This window comes from Paraglaciecola sp. L3A3 (assembly GCF_009796765.1).
Taxonomy (GTDB): domain Bacteria; phylum Pseudomonadota; class Gammaproteobacteria; order Enterobacterales; family Alteromonadaceae; genus Paraglaciecola.
Genome location: NZ_CP047023.1, coordinates 401,474 through 428,146 on the forward strand (window position 1 = coordinate 401,474; position 26,673 = coordinate 428,146).

The window sequence follows — 26,673 nt, forward strand, 5'->3', positions numbered from 1 at the left end:
TTTATCATATCAGTTGCCCGCATTGATTGCAGGTGAACTAAAGCAATAAACTCGGGATTTCTTGTAAGTAATTTTGTTGCCAAATTTGTTGCATTTTTTGTTGATCGATATTGCCACCGGACAAAACAACTAACACCTTTTGTCGCTTTTTTTGAACTTTTAACCAATTTATTAGCGCAGCCATACTCATTGCACTTGTGGGCTCTAGATGAATTTTTAACAGATGTTGTAGCCACTGACACCAATAGACTATCGGTTGTTCTGGGATTTCATAAATATCATCTAATTGTTTTATATAGTTAAAAGTTTTTTCGCCCACAGCTAAGGTTGCAGCACCATCTGCTAGAGTTAAAGGCTGCTGAGGCAATGATTGAATTGTGCCAGTGCGCCGTGATTCAGCTGCGTCATTGGCTAATAATGGTTCTGCCCCTATTACCTGAATGTCAGGATATAGCGTTTTACTGCATATAAATGATCCAGAAATTAAACCTCCGCCACCTATTGGGGCAAATACACTGTCTACTTGGCCAATTTGTAGTAATGCGTCATATACAGCGGTACCTTGACCAGCGATTATATCTTCATGGTTAAAAGGAGGTACCCAAACTGCGCCCTCTTTTTCTGCCGCTTGTTGTGCTTTTTCATCTGCTTCTTTACGGGTTGCACATAATTTCAACTTGGCGCCATAAAATTGTGTGGCTGCCGCTTTTACTTTGGAGATATTTTGCGGACTGTAAATGGTTGCTTTTACCCCGAGCTCGTTTGCAGCATAAGCAACGGCTTGAGCGTGATTACCTGAACTGCTGGCGACCACCTTTGTACCTAAAGTTCCCTTTTCCTTGGCTTTTAACATCATGTTTAATGCCCCACGAATCTTAAAAGAACCAGTTTTTTGCAGACATTCAGCCTTAAATAAAATTTCATGGCCTAACCAGTTATCAAGTAAATTAGAATGTAAAATTGGAGTTTGGCTAATATATGGCTGTATGCGTTGTTTTGCAGATTGAATATCGGAAAGTGTCACGGGCGGCATAAAGTTTGGTATACAAAAGTTAGGGAGTTAAGTTTATACGGATAGTATCCTTATGTTGCTAATTTCGCATTAACATTTATGATATTTCCTCTAGTTATTAAGAATAGGATCAGAACATGGGATTACTTGATGGGCTTTTAGGCAATGCATCTGAAATAGATGTTGGTGAAGTAGCTGAAGAACTTGCCCCAATAATTGGTGATACAGAAAGTGTACAACAAGTTTTTAAAGTGATTAGAGATATGTATGTATTTACTAACAAAAGGCTAATTTTGATCGATAAACAGGGCATGACTGGCAGGAAAGTAGACTATCATTCGATTCCTTATCGCGCTATTACCCAGTTCAAAATTGAGACCGCAGGCCATTTTGATTTAGACGCTGAGTTAAAAATTTGGATATCAGGACAAGATAACCCTATCGAAAAAGAACTTAAAAAAGATACAGTAGTCGGCATCCAAAAAACACTTGCCACCCATATGTTTGCATAAACTGTCATTAAGTAGTTGATAGGGAATCGTTCTTAAATCTTATCACCAGATCAACTCGTGGGGCTGGAGAACACTTCCAGCTGCTCGTCTTTGTTTACTTTGTAAATTCAAAACATAAATCAAAGGACTCATTATTCATATTTCCGGCGCTAAAAGTGGAATGTGCGGGGAGATCTATATTTTCAACCTGCCAGTGAACTTTGTATTTATTAACAAGCAACTTCCAATTAGAATTTTGCTCAATTGTGAGTACTTTAATTTTAAGATTTGAATCTAGTTTTATTTGATCCTTAATATGTCTACTTGAAACATTATCGGAAGGCTTGAGCGTATAACTTTCAATTACACCGTTATTATCAAAATTTTGCCAACCAATAAGATACCAAGATTGAGCGATCGTACAGGTTTGACCGGTTAGTTTTTTTAATGAATTTTTTGTCGAAATTGCAGAATATTCAATTTCATAGAATGATGAGGTACATGCACTTAAACAAATAATGCTAGCTAATAGCGCTGTTAAAGATACTTGAAGGTTCATATTTAATACTCGCGGTAAACTTAACAGTTTGTTCATGTGACCTTATAAAATAGCTACTGTTATTGAATAGGAATTAGCGAAAACTCTATTTCAAACTATATACTAGCCAAGTACAAACGTAACCAGATTTATACCAGAGACCATTTTGCCGTTAGCTAGGTTCATAACGGAGCTGAAATGATTACCGAGCTAACCAAAGAGCTTCTGTTTTTACTGAGCCCTATCTGAAAAACGAATTACTTTTATTTATTTTACCGCGGATAAAAACGTTTAATTTCCGTGATACTTTCGGGATATCCATTTTTCATACTTAAACTCGTAAATACAAACTAACTATTTAAGCGAGAATGAAAAATGATAAAAATAAAACCAACTTATTTAGCTGCGCTATTAGCCGTTAGCAGCGCAGGTCTGAATGCAGCAGAACTCAATGTTGAGATTCAAAATTTAACTCATGGCTTATATTTCACACCAATAGCAGTCGTTGCTCATACTCCTGAGAGTAGTCTTTTTGAGGTGGGTGAAGTCGCCAGTACTGAGTTACAAATGATGGCCGAAGGAGGATCTTTGGATGGTATATCTACTATTGCTACTTCTGTTAGTGCGGATGTATTAGCTAATCCAGCAGCAGGTTTGTTAGCCCCTTCGGCTAAAGCTTCTGGCACCTTGAGTACTGCTGCAGACAATACAGTGTTATCTGTTGTTGCTATGGCTTTACCAACTAATGACGGCTTTATTGGTTTAGATAACTGGCCGATACCGACAGAAGCAGGTACTTATACTATTTACCTAAATGCATATGATGCCGGTACAGAAGCAAATGACGAATTACGGGGTGGCGGAGCGCCAGGTGTGCCAGGCATGCCAGTTCCTCCTCCACTTGAAGGTTTGGTGGGGACTAATGGTAGTGGAGTGGCAGGTGCAGACACTAACACTAGTGTGCATATTCATCGTGGCAATATTGGTGACGAGTCTATGACCGAAGGCAGTAGTGATGTGTCTAATACAGTTCATCGTTGGTTGAACCCTGTCGCTAAAGTCACTGTTACTGTTAACTAAGGGGATAATTATGCTTAAGGTTAAAAAACTATATCTAGTTTCCTTAGTAGCCAGTGCTTTACTGCTGACTGCCTGTAATGATGATAAAATTGTTGAGGTTATTAAAGAGGTCGAAGTAGAAGTTCCGGCACCTGTACCTACACCCGTTGATGTGAGTTATGAAATCAGTGTCACCAATTTAACCAACAGCCAACCTTTGTCACCTGTTGCTGTGATACTTCACAAAGAAAGTCATATATTTGCGGTAGGGGATATTGCTTCTCTTGCTTTGGAGCAAATGGCTGAAGGAGGTGACAATTCAGGGTTGATGAATTGGGGATTTGCTTTAGCAAGTGCTTCTGGTGCCGCACCCATAGGACCAGGTGCAAGTGAAACTATTAAGGTCACTATCCAAGATATGGAAGATGCTAATCTGTCTATTGCTTCTATGTTAGTCAATACTAATGATGGTTTTAGCGGTCTTGATGCATGGAGTCTTAGTCAACTCGCTGTAGGCGATAGCTGGACGACAAACGCATTTACCTATGATGCAGGCACAGAAGCCAATACTGAAGCTGCAGGGACAATCCCTGGGCCTGCCGATGGTAGTGATGGGGCTGGTTTTAATACTGATAGAGATGACAGCGGTTATATCTCTATGCATCCAGGTGTGGTGAGTAGTGATGATGGATTAAGCACATCGATACTCACTCAAGATCATAAGTTCGATAATCCGAGTATACGGATCCAGGTAACCCGCATAGAATAATGTAGTAGGTATTCTATTTGGATTAAGCATATTGCGCGCCCACTAATGGGCGCGTTTGTGTTAATAGCAAAATATAAGGGCAGTTAATTATGACAGACAAGGTATTGGTGGTAGAGGATGATAACGATATAGCCAATCTTATTCGAGTTAATTTGCTTGAAATAGGGATAGAGATTGAGCATGAAATGAATGGTCAACTTGCTCTGCAAAAAGCGATAGATAGTCACTACTCTTTGTTGTTGTTAGATATTATGTTACCGGGCATGAGTGGCCTAGATATTTGCCGGCAGATCCGCGATAAAAAACCAGAACAAGCCATTATTATGTTAACGGCAAAAAATTCTGAAACTGACCGTGTTTTAGGTTTAGAGCTAGGCGCAGATGATTATATGACAAAGCCCTTTAGTGTTCGAGAGTTACAGGCTAGGGTACGTTCCCAATTACGTAAAGTTCACTTTTTACAACAAGCGACACAAGACCAAGGAACCAGCTCAGAAAAAACATTAAAGATTGGTCGCTTAAGCATTGATCAACAAACTCATCAAGTGATGCTGGCAGAACAAATCTTGGATTTAACCGCCACTGAATTTGAGTTGCTTTATCATATTGCCAGTCACCCCAATCAAGTTTTTAGTCGTAGTCAATTATTAGAATCGGTGTGGGGATATCATCATAGTGGTTATGAACATACAGTTAATTCCCATATCAATCGTTTACGGGCCAAAATAGAATTAGATGCAACTGCTCCGCAAATAGTGCAGACAGTATGGGGGGTAGGGTATAAATTTAATCCACAAGGGGTTGCTCCCTAAATTGTGTTTTATCAACTTCTTGTTTAACTATTATACCAATCCGCATTGATAAGTGTGAGAGATCAATTATCAATATGGATTGGTATTAGATTAAAACTTGTGAAATAGAATCCTAGGAGTTTCATGTTAAAAACAGCTTTAGTGTTGGGGGCAACAGGTCTTGTGGGTCAAAGGCTGGTGTCACAATTGTGTCGAGATGAGCGCTACCAAGCCGTTATTTGTTTAGTACGTAAGCCTTTGTTACAACATTTTGTAGCTGAGCATTCAACAAAATTACAACCTATTGTTATCGATTTTGAAAATTTGCAAGATTATCAAGGATATTTTGCCGTCGATCATGTTTATGTTTGCTTAGGAACTACGATTAAAAAAGCGGGCAACAAAAGCGCTTTTCGTAAAGTGGACTTTGAGTTTATCCATGTAGCTGCACAATTGGCCAGAGCTCAAAAAGTGTCAAGTTTTGTGTGGGTATCTTCGGTTGGCGCCAATGCAAAAAGTCGTAACTTTTACCTGCGAGTTAAGGGGGAGCTAGAAAATGCTATTTTCAATTTGTCAGGACTCGAAAATGCTTTTGCGGTAAGACCTTCATTGTTGCTAGGTGAGCGTTATGAGCAACGTTATGCAGAAAAAATAGCTAGCTGGTTTGGAAAAATAATTGCACCTTTTTTAATGGGGGCTTTAGCTAAATATAAACCCATACAGGCCAATGACGTGGCGACAAAAATGATTCAATTGCAGGTGTTTTAATTTTGCAACATTCTGGCTTTCAATTTAAACAGTTTTATATCGAACATTCTGCATGTGCAATGAAAGTAGGTACCGACAGCATAATGTTGGGGAGTTGGGTTAATATTGAGAATACCCAGACGATTTTGGACATAGGCACGGGCAGTGGTTTATTGGCCATTATGTTGGCGCAAAAAGCTACCGTTGATTGCCGTATTGTTGGCATTGATATTGATTCCCAAGCGATAACTCAAGCTAAGTTTAATGGTGAACAATGCCCTTGGAGCAAGCAAGTATCGTTTGTAAAATCTAGCCTGCAGCAATATAACTGCGAAATAGCGTTTGATTTGATCGTTTGTAATCCGCCGTATTTTGTCATTAATCAAACTGCAAATTTGCAAAACAATAAAACGCAAAGGGTGACCGCAAGGCAAACAACTGAACTGACGCATGCCGATTTACTCACTTTAAGTGAGCAACACCTTTCACCCTATGGTCGATTTTGTTGCGTATTGCCAGCAGATATAGATAACGAATTTGTTGCATTAGCAGCAAAGGTCGGCTTATATTGTGTTAACCAGATGGCGGTTAAAAGTAAGCCTGAAGGTAAGATTATTCGTTACTTGTATGAATTTTCTAAAAAACCAAAAGAACTGAGTTACAGCGATATCAATATACATAATGTTAATGGTGGTTATTCAGCTGAATATCAAAATCTTTGTAAACAATTTTATCTGAATTTCTGACAGTTTTGTATATATCGCCTATCTTTGAATAAAGCAGGTTTGAAATACAACGGGAGAAATGATGAAAGCATTTGAATTACCCAAATCCATATTATCTTTAGCCGAAGAATTACAAATTATTCAAATAAGTTGGCAGGGAGTAACAGTACAAATTCCCAAATTTGCCGTTTATGCTATTATTGAAAACCCTATTTTCGACAAAATAATTCATAAAAATCAACGAGATATTGGCTTGTTGAATTTTGGGCGTTACAGTATTCCTATTCTAGATCCTTTTAGAGGAAACATAGAGCCACAACCCAATTATGCTGTAGTGATAAGTCATAGCCGAGGCAATCTCTTTGGCTTATATGGCTATCCTGCTGATTGTGTTGATCCAGATGTGCATATTTCTTCTTATCACGGCTCAGTGCCAAGGATAGTCAGGGATTATGTTTAAGCATCTCTAGGTAAGCCTTTTTCAATACTGCGTATTAACCGCTCAGTGAGTCGGTTTTCTGTTACTTCTTCAAGAAACAGTGACTTGTCTTCTTGCTGTTCTATTGCCCAATGAATATGTTCAGCTACTAGTTCACTGGCATTTTTTAAGGCTACTTCTAAAGCCGCTATAATATCAGCAGAATAAGGTGCATTTCCTAAACCAACTGCTATGTTTCTCTGCCAGCGCTCATGACCTATTCGTCTAATGGCAGAGCCTTCGGTATTTTTCAAAAATGTATTTTCGTCCCAAGCAAACAAAGCTAATAATTCTTTACCCATCAATTGTTGTCTAGGATGAAAATCTTTTTCATCAGTAATGCTGGCATAACGATTCCAAGGGCAAATTAGCTGACAATCATCACAGCCATAAATACGATTACCTATCAGTTTTCTGTATTCTTCTGGGATTGCGCCTTTTTGCTCTATGGTTAAATAGGAAATACAACGCCTGGCATCTACCACATAAGGTTCAACTATGGCTTGTGTTGGGCAAATCGTTAAACACGCTTGACAACTGCCGCAGTTTTCTTCGACTTTTTGATCGATAGGTAAGGGCAGGTCAATAAATAACTCACCCAGAAAAAACCATGAGCCAGCCTCTTTATTAATTGTAAGAGAGTGTTTGCCTGTCCAACCTATTCCGGCTTTTTCAGCTATGGCATGCTCTAGAACAGGGGCCGAATCAACGAAGGGCCTAAAATTAAGATGCTGGCATTCGCTACGAATTTTTTCGCCTAGTTTTTTTAAACGAGCACGTAACAATTTATGGTAATCACGACCTAGCGCGTAACGACTAATATAGGCTTGGTTTTTATTTTTCAGGGTTTTGGCAAATTCTGCATCGGGGGGCAGGTAGTCTAAACGAACACTTATGACCCGAACTGTGCCGGGTAATAATTCATCGGGTCTAGCGCGCTTCATCCCATGTTCTGACATATAGTTCATTTCGCCAGAAAAACCTTTATTTAACCACTCTTGTAAGGGGGTTTCATGGCGAGATAAGTCTACGTCACAAATACCAACTTGCTGAAAACCTAGCTCTTTGCCCCAAGCCTTGATATTTTCTGCTAAAGATAATAATTCTAAAGTGTTAAATGATGACATTACGAAACCTGTTGAACGAGCAAGCTGCCGAGATTTTAGCATATAAAGCAGTAAGTTCTGAACAAGTGAAAACTCTCGAGCCTAAAGCTGCAAAAGCTGCTAATTGCCGTATGTATGACTTAATGCTTAGAGCGGGAGAGGCTGCTTTCTCCACGTTAATCAAACATTGGCCATCAATTACCAGAATATTGGTAGTAGCTGGCAATGGTAATAATGCTGGCGATGCTTATGTTGTGGCAAAGTTAGCTAAATTAGCGGGTAAACAGGTTTCTGTTATTTGTGAAGATCCAAAACGCAAGTTATTAGGTGATGCCGGTACTGCACAAGCTGAGTGGCATAATATACAAGGCAGCACCTTTACTTTTGCTCAGATTGTTTTCACTGATTATGAACTTATTGTTGATGGGTTATTAGGTACAGGTCTCACTGGTGAGGTAAGGACTCTTTTTCAACAGGTTATCAATCAAATTAACCAAACTAGTTTGCAAGTATTAAGTATTGATTTACCTTCAGGAATGCATGCAAATACTGGTATGCCCCTGCCTATTTGTGTCAAAGCAGATGTAACCGTTACTTTTATTGCACTTAAACTTGGCTTAATAACAGGCAAAGGTAAGGAGTTTTGTGGGCAAGTTGAATTCACAGATTTAGCCGTCGGTGATGAATTTTATCAATTAGCGAATGTCGATGCTCAAGTTGTCAATTGGTCATGGTTACAACCAATTGAAAATAGACCCATCAATGGCAATAAAGGCACCTTTGGTAAACTTTTATGTGTAGGCGGAAACCAAGGTATGCCAGGTGCTATTCGCTTAAGCGCAGAAGCTGCTTTGCGCACAGGAGCTGGATTAGTTAAGGTTTATTGTCATCAATCGAGTGGGTTACACGTTGCATCTGGGCGGCCAGAAATTATGTTGCAGTACCAAGATCTAGAAACAGCTTTAGATTGGTGTACTAGTATAGTGATTGGTCCTGGATTAGGCCAAGACCAATGGGCGGTGCAAAAACTTGAACAATTACTGAAATATTTAGCTGTGACTCCTAAACCGGTAATAATTGATGCAGATGCATTAAATTTATTAGCCCGAAAAAAAGTCAAATTAGACGTGAAAAAAATATTAGCTAGCTTACCAGCATGTATTTTAACACCACACCCAGGAGAAGCCGCAAGATTATTGGATAGCCAAATAAGTGTTGTAGAAAGTGATCGTTATCAAGCTTGTAAAGCAATCGCCCAAATGTTTGCTTGCTCATGTGTGCTGAAAGGTGCGGGTACATTAATTTATTCCAAGCAAGAAAGTGATGAACAGCATAGCTTTATCGTTTGTAATGGTGGAAATCCAGGTATGGCCACTGCAGGAATGGGCGATTTATTAACAGGTATCTTAGGCGCATTATTGGCTCAGGGAATGTTTGAACAGCAAGCTGCTGTTTATGGAGTCTGCGCTCATGCAGAAGCAGGAGATCGAGTTGCCAGACAGTATGGTCAACGTGGTATGATTGCATCAGATCTATTACAGCCTTTACGAGCCATTATAAACGCACTATGAACTTATTGACTGGAACCTCATCCAATTCTGATGAATTACAATTTGCTTTAGCTGATGAAGCAGCCACAGTTACTTTGGCTAAAAGGTTAGCTAAGTATTGCCAACAATCAATGATCATATATTTGGAAGGTGATTTAGGCGCAGGTAAAACCACCTTTAGCCGTGGATTTATTCAAGGTATGGGGCATGTAGGTAATGTTAAAAGTCCTACTTATACCTTAGTTGAGCCTTATGAATTAGACTCCTGGCGAATTTTTCATTTTGATTTATATCGTTTGTCCGATCCTGAAGAGTTAGAGTTTATGGGAATTAGAGATTATTTCGCTGATGACTGTATTTGTCTGATTGAATGGCCTGATAAAGGTGCTGGGCTCTTGGCAGCAGCAGATTTACACATTAGTATTGAATATCAGCAAACAGGACGAACTTTATCGATGCAAGCCCTGTCTGAGAAAGGTCAGGATTTAATTAAACAGTTAGTGATATAAAAACAATAATGCAGATGTTTTGGGTACAGAAAGTAAAAAATATAGTCACTAGCATTGTATTGTTAGTGCTAAGTTTCAGTGTTTTTGCACAAAACCATGTTGAAGGTTTGCGTATTTGGCCATCGCCTAGCACAACCCGCTTAGTTTTTGATCTTGCTGACAGCCCCAAATATACTTATTTCACCTTGTCTAAACCCGAACGTTTAGTATTAGATATTGAAAACACTAAAAAATCATTCGATTTTTCGAAAGTTAGCAATGACAGTAATTTGGTGAAAAAAGTACGTTACAGTACGGCTAAAGATAAGCAGTCGATAAGAGTGGTGATTGAACTAAGCAAGAAGTTAGAACAAAGTATTTTTGCTTTACCACCGACTGAGCCTTATGGCGATCGATTAGTCATTGATTTAACGGATGGAGATGAACCGTCTAGCCCACAGATAGTGCTAAATTCTAGATCCACTACTGACCGAGATATTGTCATAGTGATTGATGCCGGTCACGGTGGTGAAGATCCTGGCTCAATCGGTCGCGCCAAAAGTTATGAAAAAAATGTCACTTTAGGTATAGCTAAACGTTTACAAACACTGATTCAGCAAGAGCCTGGTTTAAAAGCCGTAATGACACGAACCGGTGATTATTATATTTCACCGAATAAACGCCCTGAAATTGCAAGAAAACACAAAGCAGATTTGTTTGTTTCTGTTCATGCCGATGCTTTTATTACGCCACAGCCCAGCGGTGCATCAGTGTGGGTGTTGTCGATGAAACGAGCTAACAGTGAATTAGGTCGATGGATGGAAAGAACCGAACGACACTCTGAATTGTTAGGAGGGGCGGCTGAAGTGATTCAAGATACTGCCAATGAACGTTATTTAGCTGAAGCTTTATTAGATATGTCCATGGATCATTCATTAACCACTAGTTATGACTTAAGTAGAGATGTTATTTCGCAGTTAGGGCGAGTGACTAAAATGCATAAAAAAACACCTCAAGCGGCAAGTTTGGCGGTGTTAACCTCACCCGATATCCCCTCTATTTTGGTTGAGACGGGTTTTATATCTAATCCACGTGAAGAAAAAAACTTAAACTGGTCTACCTATAGACAAAAATTAGCAGTTTCAATTTTTGCTGGCATTAAACAACATTTTAGAGATTCACCGCCTGATGGTTCTTTATGGGCTAGTCAAAAAAGACAAATTCGTACCCATAAAGTACGCAGCGGAGAGTCTTTGTCTTTATTAGCTCAGCGTTATAATGTGCCAATTAGCCAACTTAAACGAGCGAATAAAATGAACTCAGATGTGGTTAAAATTGGGCAAGTTTTAACTATTCCTCGAACCTAATCAGTTCACTTGTCACACTTCATATTTAAGCAAGGCGAAAGTTTGTCAATTCAAATACTTCCAGCGAGACTCGCTAACCAAATTGCTGCCGGGGAGGTAGTAGAACGTCCTTCATCTGTGGTTAAAGAGTTAGTCGAGAATAGCTTAGATTCAGGTGCCACTTCGATTGAAATTGAAATCGAAAAAGGCGGCCATAAACGTATTCTTATTCGTGATAATGGTTCTGGTATCCCTAATGATGAATTGGCGTTAGCTCTGAGTCGCCATGCAACCAGTAAAATAACCTGTTTAGATGACTTGGAAGCCATTGCTAGTTTAGGGTTTCGTGGTGAAGCTCTGGCCAGTATTAGTTCTGTATCGCGCCTTACACTGACCTCTAAACCTGCAAAGCAACAACAAGCGTGGCAAGCGCATTGTGAAGGTCGAGATATGGAGGTTCAGGTTAATCCTGTAGCGCATCCTGATGGGACCAGTGTTGATGTGGCTGATTTGTTTTTTAATACCCCCGCTAGACGAAAATTTTTAAAAACTGAAAAAACCGAATTTGTGCATATAGATGAAGTGCTTAGACGCATTGCATTAAGCCGATTTGATGTCAGTTTTAGCCTAAAACATAATGGAAAAGTATTACGTAAATACCCTGCTGTGTCGCAAAGCGCTAATCAATTAAAGCGGTTAACTGCCATATGTGGAAAAAATTTTTCAGATAATTGTATCGAGTTAAATAGCCAATATGAAAAATTTGAATTAACAGGTTGGGTGTTACCGCCAACAAATGAAATCAATGGCGCAGAGTTTCAATATGTTTATGTAAATGGCCGTATGATGCGCGATAAGTTAATTAATCACGCCATTCGACAAGCTTTTGAAACGATTGAAAATATAGAGTTTAGAGCAGCTTATGTATTGTATCTCAGCATAGAACATGACCAAGTAGATGTGAATGTGCACCCTGCAAAACATGAAGTGCGGTTTCATCAGGCTCGTCTGGTACATGACTTTATTTATCGGGCTTTAGACGATGCCTTACAACAATTTTTGCAAGAAAACAGTAGAGTAGGGACGACGGTTCTACCCTCAGTTGAACCTGCGCATGATTATATTCAGCCTTTGCAGTCTACAACTGAGTCTAATCTGAGTGAAAGAAATACCGAGGCATACACTAGAGATACTGATGCTTATCCATCTTCCCGTGGCAGTTTATCTGCAGGTTCTGTTGAGAATAGACAATTCGTAGGCAAGAGTAATAGCCAAGCTTTTAATGGTTATCAGCAATTAATGGCTAAGTCAGAATTTGAGACTGCAACTTCTAGTGCAAGGGATGCAGGGCAATGGGTACGCCTTAATCATAGGCAAATTTTGTTCGCTTTTGAGGATAAACATTACCTGATGCCAATTGCCAAGTTACAACTTGCTGTATTATCGAATATGTACCAAGACTCCCCACCAATTAGTCAACCTTTGTTGATGCCTGTTTCAATTGAAGCGGATGCAGATTTATTGGCTCAAGCTAAATTTTTATATCAACCACTTTTACGCAGTAGTGTCGAAATTGGCTGGACACCTAAAAGGGTCATATTACGTAAAGTGCCAGCTGGATTGAGACAGTTTCGTTGGGCAGATTGTTTGCAGGGTATTTTGACTTGTACAAATCAAGATGTATTAGCGGTTCGTCAACACTTACTTGCTAAAATGGTTGAAAATAACAATGTCAGCAATGCTCAATTGCAGGCTTTATGGTTGCAGTTTTTCAACCAAACTGGCGATTTTGCTGAGCAGATAAAACAGTACGCTAAACCTATCCCCTTAACTGAATTGTTATCTAACTATGAGTAGTGTTAGCGAAATGCAAAAGATACAACTGCCTCAGGCCTTGTTTTTAATGGGGCCTACTGCATCGGGTAAAACTGAATTAGCCATCCAGTTGTGTGAAAGGTTTCCCTGCGAAATTATTAGTGTAGATTCTGCATTGATCTACAAAGGCATGGATATTGGCACGGCCAAACCGAGTGACGCTGAATTAAAAAGAGCCCCTCACAGGTTAATCGATATTTTAGATCCTGCAGAAAGTTATTCTGTAGCTGAATTTAGACGTGATGCTTTGCAGGCAATGCAAGAAATCACAGCACGGGGAAATATTCCATTATTAGTGGGTGGCACTATGATGTACTACAAATCTTTACTTGATGGTTTGTCCCCCTTGCCTGAATCGGATGCTGCTATACGCCAAGTCATTGAGCAACAAGCCGGCGAACTTGGTTGGCACGAATTACATAGGCAATTGGCCGAAGTGGATCCTATATCAGCAGAACGTATTCATCCTAATGATCCACAAAGGTTAACCAGAGCATTGGAAGTTTACCGTTTAACGGCTCGATCTATGACTGAGTTGATGGCGACTAAATCAGCGCCGATACCCTACGAAATAAAACAGTTTAGCATTGCCCCACAAGATCGAGCTGTGCTGCATGACAGAATTGCTCAACGATTTCAGTTGATGATTGATGCAGGTTTTCAACTTGAGGTTGAAAAATTAAAACAGCGCCCCGATTTACATTTAAACTTACCTTCTATGCGTTGTGTAGGTTACCGTCAAATGTGGCAGTACTTAGATAATGAATACGATTTTATTGAAATGCGTAATAAGTCGCTTGCTGCTACTCGACAGTTGGCTAAAAGACAATTAACATGGCTACGTAGTTGGGAAAATATTTACACTCTAGACACGTTTTGTAACGACAATTTGTCAAAAGTAATACAACTAAGCGGAATTCGACTATAGTCGAGTCTATACAGCTAAATGTTTTACTGTATAATCGAATTTGCAGTAAATTTCATAATAAAAAGAAAAGGATAGATCATGGCTAAAGGGCAATCCCTACAAGACCCGTTCCTAAATGCATTGCGGAAAGAGCGTATTCCCGTATCCATTTATCTAGTTAATGGAATCAAGCTACAGGGTCAAGTTGAATCATTTGATCAATTTGTTATTTTACTCAAAAATACTGTAAGCCAAATGGTTTATAAACATGCAATATCTACAGTAGTACCTTCTCGCGCAATCCCAATGCCTAGTACAGGTCAAGCTGATTCAGACGAAGGTTAATTTGATAGGTATAGGAGAACGGCTTGTTTGACCGTTATGAAGCAGGTGAGCAAGCTGTTTTAGTACATGTAGAATTTGCCGATGAAAATAGCAAAGAAGATTTATTAGAACTACAGTTATTGGTGTCTTCTGCTGGTGTAAATGCAATTGATGTTGTGACTGGATCCCGTCAAGCGCCTCATCCTCGTTATTTTGTTGGTAGTGGTAAAGCTGAAGAAATTGCTAATGCAGTGCGAACTCTGCAAGCAGACGTGGTTATATTTAACCATAGTTTATCCCCTTCTCAAGAACGTAATCTAGAACAATTATGTCAATGTCGAGTACTTGATCGTACTGGGCTTATTTTGGATATTTTTTCCCAGCGCGCCCGTACTCACGAAGGTAAGTTACAAGTCGAACTAGCACAACTTCGGCATATCAGTACGCGGTTAATTCGAGGCTGGACTCACCTAGATAAACAAAAAGGTGGCATAGGGTTACGTGGCCCAGGTGAAAGTCAACTTGAAACTGACCGACGATTATTAAGGGCAAGGGTTAAGTCAATTCAAGGTCGTTTAGTAAAAGTTCAGAAACAGCGTGAGCAAGGTCGTCGAGCAAGAATTCGTGCAGAAATTCCAACGGTTTCATTAGTTGGATATACTAACGCAGGCAAGTCGACATTATTTAACGAAATGACTAATGCAGCTGTTTATGCGGCTGACCAGCTGTTTGCAACCTTAGATCCAACACTTAGAAAAATTCAGTTACAAGATGTGGGTTCAGCAATTCTTGCTGATACGGTTGGTTTTATTCGACATCTCCCCCATGATCTAATTGCAGCTTTTAAAGCAACCTTGCAAGAAACGCAGCAAGCTAACTTGTTATTGCATGTGGTTGACTATTCTGATGACCAATTTAGAGAGAATATTGATCAAGTAAATGATGTTTTAGAAGAAATTGAAGCTGATGATATTCAGCAATTGGTGGTATGCAATAAAATCGATAGAATGGAAGGTGTCGAAGCAAAAATAGATAGAAATGAAGAAGGTGTACCAATAAGAGTTTGGTTGTCGGCACAGCAAGGGGTCGGTATCGATTTATTGCTGATTGCGATAACTGAGTGTCTTTCTGAAAATATGGTACAACATAGTCTATCTATTCCCCCCAATAAAGGTAATTTAAGAGGGGTATTTTTTGAGATGAATTGTATTGCTTCAGAAAGTTATTCTGAACAAGGAAATTGGCTGGTGGATGTACGCATGGAAGAAAGCGACTGGCTTAGATTAATTAAAAGAGTCGATGAAAATTTAGAGTCTTATATAGTCAAATAATAAATTTATTAGTTTGTTAAAAATAACAGGCTAACAATTACAACATTTATAAACTTATTGAATTAACTAGTTGGAGAGTAATCATGGCTTGGAATGAGCCCGGTGGGAACAATAACGACCCTTGGAAAAATAAGGGCGGCAAAAATCAAGGACCGCCAGATTTAGACGAGGTGTTTAAAAACTTGATGAATAAATTTGGCAAGTTCGGTGGTGGCGATGGTAATTCATCTGGGGGTAAAGGCCTAGGTGGGATCGGTGCAATTGTTATTATCGGAATTTTAGTGGCAGCTTGGGCTGTGAGTGGTTTTTATACTATTCGTGAAGCCGAGCGTGGTGTGGTGTTGCGTTTTGGTGAGTTTAGTCACTTTGTTGAACCTGGACTTCGTTGGAAGCCTAGTCTTATCGACACAGTCAGACCCGTTGACGTGCAAACTGTACGTTCTATGCCATCTTCTGGCTCTATGTTGACGGAAGACGAAAACGTAGTGCGTGTTGAAATGGAAGTTCAATACCGTATCACAGAACCGTATAAATATAGCTTTGCAGTCACGAGTCCTGAAGAAAGTCTAAGTCAGGCTTTTGATAGCGCTATCCGTTATGTAGTAGGTCATTCAAAAATGGATGATGTATTAACTAGCGGCCGTGAGACTGCCAGACAAAGTGTACGTGATGAATTAACCAGTATCATAGAGTCCTATGATATGGGGATTTCTATTGTTGATATGAACTTCAAGGATGCTCGTCCACCTGAAGAAGTGAAAGAAGCATTCGATGATGCCATTGCTGCTCAAGAAGATGAGCAAAGATTCATTAATGAAGCTGAAGCTTATTCTCGTGAAATAGAACCTAGAGCTAGGGGGCAAGTTAACCGTATGGCCCAAGAAGCACAAGCTTATAAAGAGCGCGTGACTTTGGAAGCGCAAGGTGAAATTGCTCGTTTTGAAGAGTTACTCCCTCAATATACAGCTGCACCAGATGTGACCCGTAGCCGGATCTATTTGGAAACGTTAGAAGAAGTTTACTCTAATACAAGCAAAATTTTGGTGGATACTGAAGGTACCAGCAACATGATGTATTTACCTTTAGATAAAATATTAGAAAGACAATCTGGACCTACTATTCCAGCCAATATTCGTAGCACATTAGAAGGGTTACGTAATCAGGATCCCGATCCTCAACCTGTATCAAGTAATTCTAGAAGCTCTCGCAGTTCTAGTATTCGGACTGGGAGATAAACAATGAAGAATTTTTTAGCTCTTATTATTGTGGCTTTAGGCCTACTTACCTTTGGTTCTTTGTTTGTTGTCGAAGAGGGTAATAAAGCCATTGTTATCCAATTTGGTAAAGTACAAAGAGATAGTAGTACTGATGAAACAACGGTTTTTGAACCTGGGTTACATTTTAAATTACCGTTTTTTGATCGTGTGGTAAAACTGGATGCACGTATTCAAACTCTAGATGAAGTGCCTGATCGTTTTGTGACTTCTGAGAAAAAAGATTTAATTGTCGATTTATACGTTAAATGGAAAATTAAAGATTTTGCAAAATACTATCTAGCCACCGGTGGCATTAAAAGTAGTGCTGAAGTCTTACTACAACAGAAAGTAAACAACGGATTACGTTCTGAGTTTGGTACACGTACCATTCAACAAATTGTATCTGGTGAACGTTCTGAATTAATGGATGAGGCAATGGAACAAGCTTCTTCTAGTTCAGATGAGTTAGGTATTGAAATTGTAGATGTGCGAGTTAAACAAATTAACTTACCACCTGAAGTACGTAATTTTATATTCCAACGTATGCGTACTGAGCGTGAAGCTGTGGCCAGAGAACATCGTTCTGAAGGTCAAGAAAAAGCTGAGTTTATCAAAGCTGACATCGACGCTAAAGTCACAGTTATGTTAGCTGATGCAGAACGTAACCTACGTAAACTTAAAGGTGAAGGTGAGGCGCAAGCAGCTCAAATTTATGCTGAAACCTATACAAAAGATCCTGAATTTTATAGCTTTTTACGTAGTATGGACGCTTACAAGAAGAGTTTTAATTCTAAACAAGATGTAATAGTTGTTGAGCCTGATAGTGACTTCTTTCGATACATGAAAGGTCAAAAAGGTAAATAACTTTTAGTTACCAATATAATAAAAAAGCGCCGAATGGCGCTTTTTTTATAATTACAGATTGGTAATACTTGTTTTGTAAACTGCGGGTTAGTCAGCGCCCGTAAATTTGTCTGGTCCCATTATTCGTTGATAACGTTATCCATAGAGTCTAAAAAATTGCAAAACCCTTCGAAAGGCAGAGGTTTACTAAATAAATAGCCTTGACCTATGTTGCATTGGTTTGCGATTAAAAAGTCTTTTTGTATCTGGGTTTCAATTCCTTCGGCAATAACACCTAATTTTAAGCTTTTGGCCATAGATATCACTGCCAAAATAATTGCTCCCTCACAGTCTCGACTTTGGTTATTTCCCGTTAAGGCCATAATAAATGAACGGTCAATCTTGATGTGATCTATAGGTAATTTTTGCAAGTATGATAATGAACTATAACCTGTGCCAAAATCATCAATCGACACACTCACACCAAGAGTACGTAATTCACTTAATAAATAATGTATCTTGTCATAATTATCGATTAACACCCCTTCAGTTAACTCTAGCTCTAATAATTTGGGAGATATGTTTTCTTTATTTAAGGTGTATTTAATAAATTCTAATAATTTTTGTTCTGTAACTTGGCGTGGAGATAAATTAACTGTTAGTTTTATTTCAATATTTTTCTGTTTAAGAACAGATAATATTCTACAAGCCTCTGCTATTACCCACTTGCCAATAGGGATGATTAAGCCAGTTTGTTCGGCTAAAGGAATAAATAGATCTGGAGGGACAAGTTCACCGTTTGATAGTCGCCATCTAATTAGGGCTTCTGCTTTTACTATTTTATTAGCGGAGATATCAATTATGGGCTGAAGGAATAATTCAAACTCATCATTTTCAATAGCATTTCTTAATGAATCTTCCATTTCAATACGTTTTAAAGAGGCTTCTACTAATTCTTTCGAGTAAAACTCTAAACCACTTTTGGTATTTTTCTTTGCAGTATATACAGCTAAATCTGCATATTTCATCAGCTCTTCAGCATTGTTTGAATCTTTCGGATAAGCCCCTGCGCCAACGTTTAATCCTACTTCACATTTTATATTTGAATCAAAGTAAAAGGGCAATGAACAAGTACTAATTAAATCATCGACGAATCGACAACATTGGATTTGGTCTTCAGCAGAAAATTGACTATGTTGGTGGTCGAGTTCCATTATTATGGCAAATTCAGTTCCGCCTATTCTGGCGACAACATCATCTACATGAGAGACAGATAACAAACGTTTTGATAACTCTTTAATCAAACGATCGCCAATTAGGTGCCCATATAATTCGTTTATGCGTTTAAAGTGTTTGATATCGATATAGAGTAAATAAAAGGATCTATTTCGTTTTATCTTTTTTTCTAATTGCAGCCAAAAATATTGGCGGTTTGGCAAATCAGTTAGAACATCAAAATGAGTCAGTTTCTCATTTTGTTTCAACAGAAACTTAATTTGTGTGACATCACTGACACTTAATAACCAATATTGAATCGCTTGGTTGGCATCTTTAATTGGGTGTATCGCGACTTTTAACCACTTACCTTGTTCTGGTGGATTGAGCCAACACAATTCTCCTGTCCATGGGCTATAAGTATTAAATACCCTTTCATATTCAGGGTATTGTTTTTTAAATAAGCTTAAAATAAGTCTATCAACAGGTAGTTGGATTTCTATGTGGGAGTCATTAAAGAGTGAACTTAATGCAGGGTTTCCCGCCACTAATTGTAATCTAGCGTCTAAAATTGCTACCCCTAAATCTGTTTGTTCTAGGGCTTGCAATATCGGCTGTTGGATAGTTTTGGATTGATTAGTCTTAGCAAGCATAGCATTTAATTTTGTATGTAAATGATCATGCTTTTCGGTTATTTGGTCGTTAGATATTAATAATTCTCTAGCGAGCTGTAAGGTGTGTTGTTTTTGTTCGAATTTGCTTTTGAGCCTATGAATCACTAAGTAATATTTGTGCTGATTGACTATCGCATTGGCTTCTAATCTTAGTAATTGGTCTGGGATTTGTTCAGACCATATGCCTGATTCGATACTACCATTTTTTGAGGTTGCCCAAAGCTCTGCTGCATCGATTAAGAAATATTCTAGATAATGAGAGTTTTGCGAAAAAGTGAATATCTTTTTATTGTGCGTTTCGGGCAACAACTGATTTAGCCATTTTCCTTGATTATACAACACTTCAAATTCACTTTCTGAGACTCGCTCAAGTATGACGCAATCAAGTAAATCTAATTCGTGAAACAATGAAATGTCCATATCAAGGTTACTCCGTTAAAATATTCGCTATATAAGAAAACATCTCTTCAACACCTTCTCCAGTTTTTGCACTGGTATCAAAAGATTTAGAGTATGAATGTTTGATATCGCTTAATTCTGATTCAGTCCAGTGCCATGTAGTAGGTAGATCTTTTTTATTTAGAGCAAGTATTGCTGGAATATCTGACACTTCTTTGACCATTCTATATATTTCAATGCCCTCAACTAATGATTGAGAGCGAGTGCAGTCTGCGACTATGATGAATGCAGATGCTCCTCTTATATATTTAGGTTGAAACCCGCAGTATCTATCAATACCCTCTATATCCCAAATCATTAACTGCACTGATTCTTTATCCGTTTGTACCACTTTTTTATCAATTTTTACCCCAATAGAGGTAAGGTACTTTTCAGAAAAAATACCTTCTACAAATTGTTTAATCAGGCTCGTTTTCCCTACTCCCGAAGCCCCGAGTATACAAATTTTCTTCTGGATCATAAGGTTCTCAACAGATACGTTTTTATCATAATTATTATTTTAAATGTTTGTTGGTTAATGACTTGCATTAAAATATACCACATTAAATAGCACTTTTCGGGCGCCTTCGTCAGTTGTTTTTAAATCAATCACTCCTAAACCTATTGCATTAAGCCTATTGGCGTCGATACCTAGCTCTTGGAGTTTCAATTTTACATTGTCAGCCCGTTTCTGACTGAGAATATTATTATAACTTTCTGTCCCGACGGTATCGCTTGCTCCCATAATGACTAAACCGAGTGATAGCTTTTGTTGATCGGCAACTTGGATTAAGTTATTAAATTGTTCTTTAACTTGTATCAGCGTATTTATCCCCGCAGCTGATATTTCACTTTTTCCTTTTTCGAAAGAGATTGAGACATTGTCAATTTTAGCTATGTTTAAATCTAATATGGCGCGAATAATAGTGGGATCATCAGCGGCACTACTTTTGTTGCTATTTATTGTGATACCGTCTAGCCATTTGGCTTTAAAATTTAAGCCTAGAATTGAAGACAATTCATCTTGTAGTAGTAATTTTTCTAAACCACTGAGTTGTCCACTAAAAGTTGGCTGGTCGTTAGACCAATCAACTTCTACATTGGCAAAAGCCCTCAAGCTTTTCTGTACTTTATTTTTTATTAGCTGAGCATCTAAAGATAAATAAGCACGTTCTGTGAAATTAATATGTTCTAGAGGGATGTTATGTGAATTTAGCCATTTTGTTATGTCAATAGCTGATGGGTCTCTTAATGCTTTAAGGTTTATTTCTTTTAACCCTGTCAATTCTAACTCAGTAACTAATATGCCCGGCTCTAGATCTATTTGTTGTATCTGTTCTACAAGGTTGCTAGATTGCCAACGTATTGTGGCTAAATACCCTGCTGCAAGTAATATTAATCCGACTACAATCCAAGCTAACCAGGGCTTTTTTTTAGCTTGCTTTGAATCGGTTTTCAATTCTGCAATTAAACAATCTCTTAACTGGTTTTCACTATTTTCAAATGCAAATGCATCACCATTAAAATCAGTTAATTCTTTATCATAAAGTTTGTGAATTTCTTCTAAAGTAATTTGTAATTGATTCGCTACATTTTGTGGCATATTACCTGTTACTGCGGCGACCACAACAGCCTTAGGGCCCTGTTTCAGTAATAAAGTAAAGTCATCGGTACGTACTACATCTAGTTGTTGTTCACTTGAATCAGCATTAGGCTTAAAGGAATCTGAAACAAAATCATTGATGGCGGTCAACATGGAAGAGACCATATCGGCATCAGCACCTGTGTCTATTCCCAATGAAACAGAATTAAGCAATAGACCTGTTTCTCTATGAATTAAAAATACTTGTTCTACTCGAAAAGAAAACGTTTGGCTCGCGACATATTGAGAAAAACTCACATTTGCTTGCCACGCTTTAAAACGCCATGTTAACCCTTTGATGGTTAGGCTGTTTTCAATTAAGGCATTAGTTTTTTCAAGTAATTCTGTAATGAAAGCAGTGACAGATTTTCTGACTAAACTCCCCACAAGAGGGTATAAGTAGCCGACAAATTGCTCACTATGATTGGCTACAGATGTTTCAACTGATTTTTCGACTAGGGGTAATAATACTTTGTTAACTGAACCATCTTGTTTTTCTCGATCGTGTAATGCTTCTGAAAAAACTTCCCGTACCACTTCTCTGGCATTTTCTTTGAGCGCTTGTTTAACTACATGGCCATCTTCGCCTAACACTATTTGGCGAATTTTATCCATCTGCTCAGTGTCAGGTATTTGTGGTTGAGCCTCTTGCGAATTTGTCATCGGAGGTTTTACAAGTCTTCACCAGTTTCTAAATCACTGGCAACAGCGGCAAGTAATTTAGCAAGGGTTTTACGATCTGTTTTAGATGAGTTTAAGTCAGTGGAAACTTGATTGAGTTTTGCCAAAGTTTGATTAAGTTGCTCGGTAAAAGTGTTGCTCAGATTTTTTATTTCTTTGTCTAAGCGTTCGTGTATTTCATCATTTTCTTGTTTACTATTGGCTTCTGCCATTTCTAGAGCTGAAGCTATACGGTCTGCATAGGCATTGATTTCACTGGCTTTTTGCTCTTGGCCTTGGTCTGCAATCGCTAATTTATCTTCTAAATGATTAAAACCATCTTCCATTTTGGTTTGTAAAGTTTGCATATTTTTTTCTAGCAACTGTTCCATTTTTCTGAAGTTTTGTTGTGTTTGTTGTTCTAAGGAATCAATACGCTTTTCGATATTATCTTGTGCGGCACCGAATACAATTTGGCGTAAACTATCTAATTCAGACGGTTGTTGTGTTGCTTCTACATTCTTTGTATTTTCCACATCTTTTTTATCGGACATGACGCCATCCTCTGCTGCTAGCTTAATTTATTTAATATCGATTGGTGCTACTGTAAATAATTGTAATTACAAGTAAATACCTTGTGTATACATAATGCACAGGTTTGACGTTAAATAAAACAGCTTTTAGATTAATAGCCCAAAAAAAACACCACTTTTAAGTGGTGTTAAAGTTGACAGTGGCATGTTTACTTATATTTTAGAATGTGGCTTCAAAGCCTATCGATGGAAATATCCCCATTCCCTCTTCACTTGCTACGGTGAAGTTGTCAGGTGTTTCTGTGCCATCAGGTTTGTAGTAATAACCTGAAACATTGCTATTGGCCAAAGCGTTAATAACGGCAAAGGTCAAGGCTGCGGGTTTGCCCATTATCTGATAGCTATATTTTGCTTGCAGATCTAACCTACTGTATGTGGGAAGGGTTTCTGAGTTCAGCTCGCCGTAGATAGCTAGATAGTTATTAGGATAATCTGGATTGGAACGTAAGCCAACAATAGGTGTGTATTTGGCACCACTTCTGGCTGTGAAACGAAAGCCAAATTCCCATCTTTCGGTAAGGTGATAGTTAAATACGCTATTCATTATCCAGGGTGTATCTAAATAATATTCGCTGGTGATATGAGTTAGTTCATCTGTTCTTTCACTTTCAGACCAGCTAATAGATAACCAGCCATTCCAGTTGTCTGATAGGTTTTTTTCTAATAACCATTCCAACCCCTTTGCGGTCCCGGATAGGTCATTGGTGTAACGTTTTTCTTCAGTATCGTATTGTAAATCAATGGCTAATGGGAGTTGAGATAATGCTTTATGGTAAAGCTCAGTCGTTGTATGCCAATTGTTGGCAAGTTGCCATTTTAAACCTGCAGAATAATGCTTGGCCTCAGGTGGTTTAATATCAGGGTTGCCAATGAGCTTGAGTGCAGTATTTATATCAGGAAATCGACTATATGATCCCGCTTTGACAAAAACAGTCATTTTGGGACTAATTTGCCAGTTTAGTTGTGTCCTAGGATGAGTAAAATGTGTTTTAGTATAATCGTCGTATTCTGCTCTTAAGCCTAACTCTAAACTTAAGTCCGGATGCATTTGCCAAATATCAGTGATATATAGCCCGTATAGGTTTGCCGTAATATTATCTGCACCTAGGGTACGTTGCCCCTTTTGTTCGTTACAATTATTAGTATGGTCTGTGCAAAAGTAAGGGATCATGTCAAAGGAGTAATTAAAATCGTTGCTTTGTAAATCGAATCCGAGGCTTATAGTTTGCTGACTAAAGCGTCTTGTTTGCCCCAAAAAACGTAAGTTAAACTGATCATTTTCAGTTTTTTGGTATTGCTCGTCACCGTAACTATCTTTGTTTTCAGACAATACATGATTCACGCCTAAGCTAATAATGTCATATTGGTTGGCAAACCATTCCCATTGTATGCCTTGACTATCAAATTTGCTGTTGACTCTGTAATCGCCAATCACGTCTGGATCAAGTTTGCCTGACTCTGACAAGTCTGAAATATTGATGCCGGCACCATCACTTGCACCATTAATATTGAAGGTAAGTTTATGATTATTGCCAATTAACCATTGGTATTTACCTTGATAGTCATCGCTTACAGGCGCATCAAATATGGTTAAACCAACGTCCTCATCTTCTCCCTCTTTCCCTTCTTTTAGAAACAAATGGATCAAACTACGGCGATATGAAAAATAAAAGGCTTGATTATCGAGAGTCTCGCCCTCAACCAAAAGACCGACTTTGAGTAAACTCGCATCTAGTTTTACTTCTATCGGTTGGGCCTTAGGGTCTCTTAATTGCACATCAAAAATGCCTCCCGTGGCATTACCATATTGACTAGAGAATGCGGCAGCTTGTAAGTTGAAATCACGTAACAAGTTTTTGTTAAAAATGCTGTCGCCGAATAGATGAAATATATAGTCAGTTGGCATGTTGTCTATATAAAAAGCGTTATCATCGGGAGAGGAACCACGAATAGCAGGCTCACCACCTGCATCACCGCCTGCGTAGACTACACCTGGTAAACTAAAAACCGACGCTATGGGATCACCATCAATTCCCGCGACGGCTAATAGTTTTTCAGTTTCTAACGAAGGTAAACTTTGTGCTTGGTTTCTTTGCCCTACAATTTCAAATTTTTCAACTTCGACTTTTTCACCCTCTATTCCCCCAACTTCAGTTATATTTATCTGTCCTGCTAATACAGTATTGATAAGTAAACTACTAGGTATAAATATACCGATCATCAGATAACTGGGCTTGATATACATAATGGCTTCCTTGATGTTAAACCTATTGTTTGCTGTTTGAATTGCTGTACATATTAAGTAGAAGTTTCTACAAGATCTGTTGTATAAGTGTGAGTAAGTGTTATTGCCATCTATGCAATGAGTTTTATTAATTAGGGTTAGCTGTCATGTCGTTAAGGTAGGTGATGCCAATAGGGATGGGGCTGATAATTTGATCAATAACTTACAATTTTTGAACATTTTAGTTGGCGCTTAGATTATTTATTAAACGCCTGCTTTGTTACTATTACAAATATCGAAATTTAGTGATAAAAATATGCAAACGAGATGTTTATTTAAATTGTTGCTCGCCAGCTTTTGCTTCTGCAGTGCAGGGGTATTTGCACAAAGTAATAATCAGCCAACGGCTAACGTCCATTCTGATAACCCTGAAGGAAAATTTAGTTGGAGCTTAACCATAGCGACTGACATAGTTTTGACAGAGTCGATGTTTATTGGTGCAGAGCAAGATCAAGATTTGGATTTTGTTAATATTTCTATTTTGTTGGATCTATATTATAAGGGTTTTTTTATTCAAACGAATAAGCATAGATTTGGTGGGTATGCGAATGGTGCTGAAGTTGGTTATGAATTAGAGGTGAATGATCAATACGAAATCGACTTAATCAATAAAATGTATTTACCCGGATTTTCGTCTTCTTATGTTGGCACAATTGATACCCGAGATATCCCAGAATTAGAGGGAATTAAAGATCGTGAGTTTATCTCGAGTCAAGGGATCCGATATATGCGCTATTTATCAAACTCAGTATATTGGATAGATTTAGCGGCAAATATATTCGGCGATGAACACAGTGGCTGGGTGGTAGATGGCTTTTACAGTTACATTTTGCAGAAACGGAATTGGGATATAAATTTAGGCGTAGGGGCTAGTTTTTATTCAAGCAATATGAATAATTACTATTTTTCTATTAAGCCAGAAGAAGCGACTCAGATCAGAACCGAGTATAAACCAGGGGCAGGCTATCGTTTACAAATAGAGGCCTTTGTTCAGCGGCCAATAAATGAAGATTGGTTATTCAATGGAGGACTGACGATTAGTCATTATTCTAAGAGTATTGCTGATAGTCCTATAGTGGTTCGAGAAAATGAAGTCACTGCTCAAATAGGCTTTAGTTATGTATTTTAAACAACAGTTAAAATGGATTTTATTGTTGTATTTTAGTTGTTCTTCTCCATCTTTCGCTCAAGATAAGTTAATGTCATCAGCTCAGTTGCTGGTACAACCTAATAAGTGTGTTGCCCTTAATCAAGGGCGGGAGTGTTTTGCCGAGTTAACTATTCGTTGGCAACAAAATGAAACCAGTGACTATTGCTTATTTATTCAAGAGTTTAATGCCTATCCTAGATTATTGCGTTGTTGGCATGACGTTAATCAGGCTGTGTGGCAATATGAATTTCAATCAACAAACGATAGCCAATTTTTGTTAATGAAAAAAATGCCGCAAACAGTGTTAGCTTCTGCAAAGGTTCAAGTCAGCTGGTTGTATAAAGCCAGTATCCGAAAACGCAGATGGCGACTTTTTTAGGA

At 38.4% G+C, this 26,673-nt stretch carries 26 protein-coding genes; 18 read left to right on the plus strand and 8 right to left on the minus strand.

From position 1 onward, the window contains the following. Window positions 1–37 precede the first annotated feature (37 nt). On the minus strand, window positions 38–1,033 hold the full coding sequence (locus tag GQR87_RS01695; RefSeq protein WP_158965916.1) for a serine/threonine dehydratase: 996 nt from the start codon (window positions 1,031–1,033) through the stop codon (window positions 38–40). Window positions 1,034–1,149: 116 nt separating this feature from the next. On the opposite strand from GQR87_RS01695, the gene GQR87_RS01700 reads away from it, so the two are divergent. Continuing rightward, the gene (locus tag GQR87_RS01700) at window positions 1,150–1,524 is read left to right on the plus strand and encodes a PH domain-containing protein (protein WP_158965918.1); all 375 of its coding nucleotides are present in this window, start codon (window positions 1,150–1,152) and stop codon (window positions 1,522–1,524) included. A 94-nt stretch (window positions 1,525–1,618) separates the two neighbouring features. On the opposite strand, the gene GQR87_RS01705 is transcribed toward GQR87_RS01700, so the two are convergent. Next, window positions 1,619–2,098, minus strand: a complete 480-nt coding sequence (locus GQR87_RS01705) for a hypothetical protein (RefSeq protein ID WP_158965920.1) — start codon at window positions 2,096–2,098, stop codon at window positions 1,619–1,621. Window positions 2,099–2,416: 318 nt separating this feature from the next. Here GQR87_RS01705 and GQR87_RS01710 point away from each other — a divergent pair, with 318 nt between their 5' ends. The 6 genes from GQR87_RS01710 (at window position 2,417) to GQR87_RS01735 (ending at window position 6,592) form a co-directional block, all read left to right on the plus strand. After that, window positions 2,417–3,121, plus strand: a complete 705-nt coding sequence (locus GQR87_RS01710; protein WP_158965922.1) for a spondin domain-containing protein — start codon at window positions 2,417–2,419, stop codon at window positions 3,119–3,121. Between the two features lie 10 nt (window positions 3,122–3,131). Further along, window positions 3,132–3,869, plus strand: coding sequence for a spondin domain-containing protein (locus GQR87_RS01715; RefSeq protein WP_158965924.1), 738 nt, complete (start codon window positions 3,132–3,134; stop codon window positions 3,867–3,869). A gap of 89 nt (window positions 3,870–3,958) precedes the next feature. Then, a complete protein-coding gene (locus GQR87_RS01720) occupies window positions 3,959–4,681 on the plus strand; it encodes a response regulator transcription factor (protein ID WP_158965926.1) in 723 nt (240 codons plus the stop codon). A 123-nt stretch (window positions 4,682–4,804) separates the two neighbouring features. After that, a complete protein-coding gene (locus GQR87_RS01725; protein WP_158965929.1) occupies window positions 4,805–5,428 on the plus strand; it encodes an NAD(P)H-binding protein in 624 nt (207 codons plus the stop codon). A 2-nt stretch (window positions 5,429–5,430) separates the two neighbouring features. Further along, entirely contained in the window at window positions 5,431–6,153 is a 723-nt protein-coding gene (locus GQR87_RS01730) for a tRNA1(Val) (adenine(37)-N6)-methyltransferase (protein ID WP_199271674.1), read from the plus strand. A 58-nt stretch (window positions 6,154–6,211) separates the two neighbouring features. Further along, the gene (locus GQR87_RS01735) at window positions 6,212–6,592 is read left to right on the plus strand and encodes a hypothetical protein (RefSeq protein WP_233267374.1); all 381 of its coding nucleotides are present in this window, start codon (window positions 6,212–6,214) and stop codon (window positions 6,590–6,592) included. On the opposite strand, the gene queG is transcribed toward GQR87_RS01735, so the two are convergent. Then, window positions 6,589–7,737, minus strand: coding sequence for a tRNA epoxyqueuosine(34) reductase QueG (gene queG / locus GQR87_RS01740; protein ID WP_158965931.1), 1,149 nt, complete (start codon window positions 7,735–7,737; stop codon window positions 6,589–6,591). The two genes, GQR87_RS01735 and queG, sit on opposite strands and share 4 nt — an antisense overlap. On the opposite strand from queG, the gene GQR87_RS01745 reads away from it, so the two are divergent. The 9 genes from GQR87_RS01745 to hflC all read left to right on the plus strand — a co-directional run bounded on the left by GQR87_RS01745 (window position 7,728) and on the right by hflC (window position 17,657). After that, window positions 7,728–9,287, plus strand: a complete 1,560-nt coding sequence (locus tag GQR87_RS01745) for an NAD(P)H-hydrate dehydratase (protein WP_233267375.1) — start codon at window positions 7,728–7,730, stop codon at window positions 9,285–9,287. The two genes, queG and GQR87_RS01745, sit on opposite strands and share 10 nt — an antisense overlap. Beyond that, window positions 9,284–9,775, plus strand: coding sequence for a tRNA (adenosine(37)-N6)-threonylcarbamoyltransferase complex ATPase subunit type 1 TsaE (gene tsaE / locus GQR87_RS01750; protein ID WP_158965933.1), 492 nt, complete (start codon window positions 9,284–9,286; stop codon window positions 9,773–9,775). Before GQR87_RS01745 ends, tsaE begins: the two co-directional genes overlap by 4 nt. A 14-nt stretch (window positions 9,776–9,789) precedes the next feature. After that, window positions 9,790–11,121, plus strand: coding sequence for an N-acetylmuramoyl-L-alanine amidase (locus GQR87_RS01755; protein ID WP_199271726.1), 1,332 nt, complete (start codon window positions 9,790–9,792; stop codon window positions 11,119–11,121). Between the two features lie 42 nt (window positions 11,122–11,163). Continuing rightward, window positions 11,164–12,957: a DNA mismatch repair endonuclease MutL gene (gene mutL, locus GQR87_RS01760; RefSeq protein ID WP_158965937.1), complete on the plus strand. Its 1,794-nt coding sequence runs from the start codon at window positions 11,164–11,166 to the stop codon at window positions 12,955–12,957. A 10-nt stretch (window positions 12,958–12,967) separates the two neighbouring features. Beyond that, entirely contained in the window at window positions 12,968–13,903 is a 936-nt protein-coding gene (gene miaA, locus GQR87_RS01765) for a tRNA (adenosine(37)-N6)-dimethylallyltransferase MiaA (RefSeq protein ID WP_370459618.1), read from the plus strand. Between the two features lie 78 nt (window positions 13,904–13,981). Continuing rightward, on the plus strand, window positions 13,982–14,227 hold the full coding sequence (gene hfq / locus GQR87_RS01770) for an RNA chaperone Hfq (protein WP_158965941.1): 246 nt from the start codon (window positions 13,982–13,984) through the stop codon (window positions 14,225–14,227). Window positions 14,228–14,250: 23 nt separating this feature from the next. Continuing rightward, complete coding sequence (gene hflX / locus GQR87_RS01775) at window positions 14,251–15,537, plus strand: ribosome rescue GTPase HflX (RefSeq protein WP_158965943.1); 1,287 nt, start codon at window positions 14,251–14,253, stop codon at window positions 15,535–15,537. A gap of 83 nt (window positions 15,538–15,620) precedes the next feature. Next, entirely contained in the window at window positions 15,621–16,772 is a 1,152-nt protein-coding gene (hflK, locus tag GQR87_RS01780) for an FtsH protease activity modulator HflK (RefSeq protein WP_158965946.1), read from the plus strand. Window positions 16,773–16,775: 3 nt separating this feature from the next. Beyond that, window positions 16,776–17,657 (plus strand): protease modulator HflC, encoded by an 882-nt coding sequence (gene hflC / locus GQR87_RS01785; RefSeq protein ID WP_158965948.1) that lies wholly within the window; start codon window positions 16,776–16,778, stop codon window positions 17,655–17,657. Window positions 17,658–17,776: 119 nt separating this feature from the next. Here the strand turns inward: hflC and GQR87_RS01790 are convergent, their stop codons facing one another. From GQR87_RS01790 to GQR87_RS01810, 5 genes are all read right to left on the minus strand, one after another. Continuing rightward, the gene (locus GQR87_RS01790) at window positions 17,777–19,945 is read right to left on the minus strand and encodes a bifunctional diguanylate cyclase/phosphodiesterase (RefSeq protein ID WP_158965950.1); all 2,169 of its coding nucleotides are present in this window, start codon (window positions 19,943–19,945) and stop codon (window positions 17,777–17,779) included. Window positions 19,946–19,952: 7 nt separating this feature from the next. Continuing rightward, a complete protein-coding gene (locus tag GQR87_RS01795; RefSeq protein ID WP_158965952.1) occupies window positions 19,953–20,444 on the minus strand; it encodes a Rab family GTPase in 492 nt (163 codons plus the stop codon). Between the two features lie 54 nt (window positions 20,445–20,498). Further along, the gene (locus GQR87_RS01800) at window positions 20,499–22,268 is read right to left on the minus strand and encodes an OmpA family protein (RefSeq protein WP_158965954.1); all 1,770 of its coding nucleotides are present in this window, start codon (window positions 22,266–22,268) and stop codon (window positions 20,499–20,501) included. An 8-nt stretch (window positions 22,269–22,276) separates the two neighbouring features. Continuing rightward, window positions 22,277–22,819, minus strand: a complete 543-nt coding sequence (locus GQR87_RS01805; protein WP_158965956.1) for a hypothetical protein — start codon at window positions 22,817–22,819, stop codon at window positions 22,277–22,279. A 199-nt stretch (window positions 22,820–23,018) separates the two neighbouring features. Continuing rightward, on the minus strand, window positions 23,019–25,103 hold the full coding sequence (locus tag GQR87_RS01810; protein WP_158965958.1) for a TonB-dependent siderophore receptor: 2,085 nt from the start codon (window positions 25,101–25,103) through the stop codon (window positions 23,019–23,021). A 295-nt stretch (window positions 25,104–25,398) separates the two neighbouring features. Between GQR87_RS01810 and GQR87_RS01815 the strand changes: the two genes are divergently transcribed. Together GQR87_RS01815 and GQR87_RS01820 are read left to right on the plus strand one after the other, a co-directional pair. Beyond that, window positions 25,399–26,271, plus strand: a complete 873-nt coding sequence (locus GQR87_RS01815; protein WP_158965960.1) for a MipA/OmpV family protein — start codon at window positions 25,399–25,401, stop codon at window positions 26,269–26,271. Then, window positions 26,261–26,671 carry a DUF3019 domain-containing protein gene (locus GQR87_RS01820; RefSeq protein WP_158965962.1) on the plus strand — a complete coding sequence of 137 codons (411 nt, stop codon included), beginning with the start codon at window positions 26,261–26,263 and terminating at the stop codon, window positions 26,669–26,671. The genes GQR87_RS01815 and GQR87_RS01820 overlap by 11 nt, the downstream gene beginning before the upstream one ends. Window positions 26,672–26,673: the final 2 nt, after the last annotated feature.

What these genes read in the sequence shown, in the direction of transcription:
- miaA (WP_370459618.1), top strand. Translation starts at nt 12,968, where the DNA reads ATGCAAAAGATACAACTGCCTCAGGCCTTGTTTTTAATGGGGCCTACT.
- queG (WP_158965931.1), bottom strand. Translation starts at nt 7,737, where the DNA reads ATGTCATCATTTAACACTTTAGAATTATTATCTTTAGCAGAAAATATC.
- GQR87_RS01810 (WP_158965958.1), bottom strand. Translation starts at nt 25,103, where the DNA reads ATGTATATCAAGCCCAGTTATCTGATGATCGGTATATTTATACCTAGT.
- GQR87_RS01720 (WP_158965926.1), top strand. Translation starts at nt 3,959, where the DNA reads ATGACAGACAAGGTATTGGTGGTAGAGGATGATAACGATATAGCCAAT.
- GQR87_RS01790 (WP_158965950.1), bottom strand. Translation starts at nt 19,945, where the DNA reads ATGGACATTTCATTGTTTCACGAATTAGATTTACTTGATTGCGTCATA.
- GQR87_RS01745 (WP_233267375.1), top strand. Translation starts at nt 7,728, where the DNA reads ATGATGACATTACGAAACCTGTTGAACGAGCAAGCTGCCGAGATTTTA.
- GQR87_RS01795 (WP_158965952.1), bottom strand. Translation starts at nt 20,444, where the DNA reads ATGATCCAGAAGAAAATTTGTATACTCGGGGCTTCGGGAGTAGGGAAA.
- GQR87_RS01820 (WP_158965962.1), top strand. Translation starts at nt 26,261, where the DNA reads ATGTATTTTAAACAACAGTTAAAATGGATTTTATTGTTGTATTTTAGT.
- hflC (WP_158965948.1), top strand. Translation starts at nt 16,776, where the DNA reads ATGAAGAATTTTTTAGCTCTTATTATTGTGGCTTTAGGCCTACTTACC.
- tsaE (WP_158965933.1), top strand. Translation starts at nt 9,284, where the DNA reads ATGAACTTATTGACTGGAACCTCATCCAATTCTGATGAATTACAATTT.
- GQR87_RS01715 (WP_158965924.1), top strand. Translation starts at nt 3,132, where the DNA reads ATGCTTAAGGTTAAAAAACTATATCTAGTTTCCTTAGTAGCCAGTGCT.
- GQR87_RS01705 (WP_158965920.1), bottom strand. Translation starts at nt 2,098, where the DNA reads ATGAACAAACTGTTAAGTTTACCGCGAGTATTAAATATGAACCTTCAA.
- hflK (WP_158965946.1), top strand. Translation starts at nt 15,621, where the DNA reads ATGGCTTGGAATGAGCCCGGTGGGAACAATAACGACCCTTGGAAAAAT.
- GQR87_RS01805 (WP_158965956.1), bottom strand. Translation starts at nt 22,819, where the DNA reads ATGTCCGATAAAAAAGATGTGGAAAATACAAAGAATGTAGAAGCAACA.
- GQR87_RS01735 (WP_233267374.1), top strand. Translation starts at nt 6,212, where the DNA reads ATGATGAAAGCATTTGAATTACCCAAATCCATATTATCTTTAGCCGAA.
- hfq (WP_158965941.1), top strand. Translation starts at nt 13,982, where the DNA reads ATGGCTAAAGGGCAATCCCTACAAGACCCGTTCCTAAATGCATTGCGG.
- GQR87_RS01800 (WP_158965954.1), bottom strand. Translation starts at nt 22,268, where the DNA reads ATGACAAATTCGCAAGAGGCTCAACCACAAATACCTGACACTGAGCAG.
- GQR87_RS01695 (WP_158965916.1), bottom strand. Translation starts at nt 1,033, where the DNA reads ATGCCGCCCGTGACACTTTCCGATATTCAATCTGCAAAACAACGCATA.
- GQR87_RS01700 (WP_158965918.1), top strand. Translation starts at nt 1,150, where the DNA reads ATGGGATTACTTGATGGGCTTTTAGGCAATGCATCTGAAATAGATGTT.
- GQR87_RS01815 (WP_158965960.1), top strand. Translation starts at nt 25,399, where the DNA reads ATGCAAACGAGATGTTTATTTAAATTGTTGCTCGCCAGCTTTTGCTTC.
- GQR87_RS01725 (WP_158965929.1), top strand. Translation starts at nt 4,805, where the DNA reads ATGTTAAAAACAGCTTTAGTGTTGGGGGCAACAGGTCTTGTGGGTCAA.
- GQR87_RS01755 (WP_199271726.1), top strand. Translation starts at nt 9,790, where the DNA reads ATGTTTTGGGTACAGAAAGTAAAAAATATAGTCACTAGCATTGTATTG.
- GQR87_RS01710 (WP_158965922.1), top strand. Translation starts at nt 2,417, where the DNA reads ATGATAAAAATAAAACCAACTTATTTAGCTGCGCTATTAGCCGTTAGC.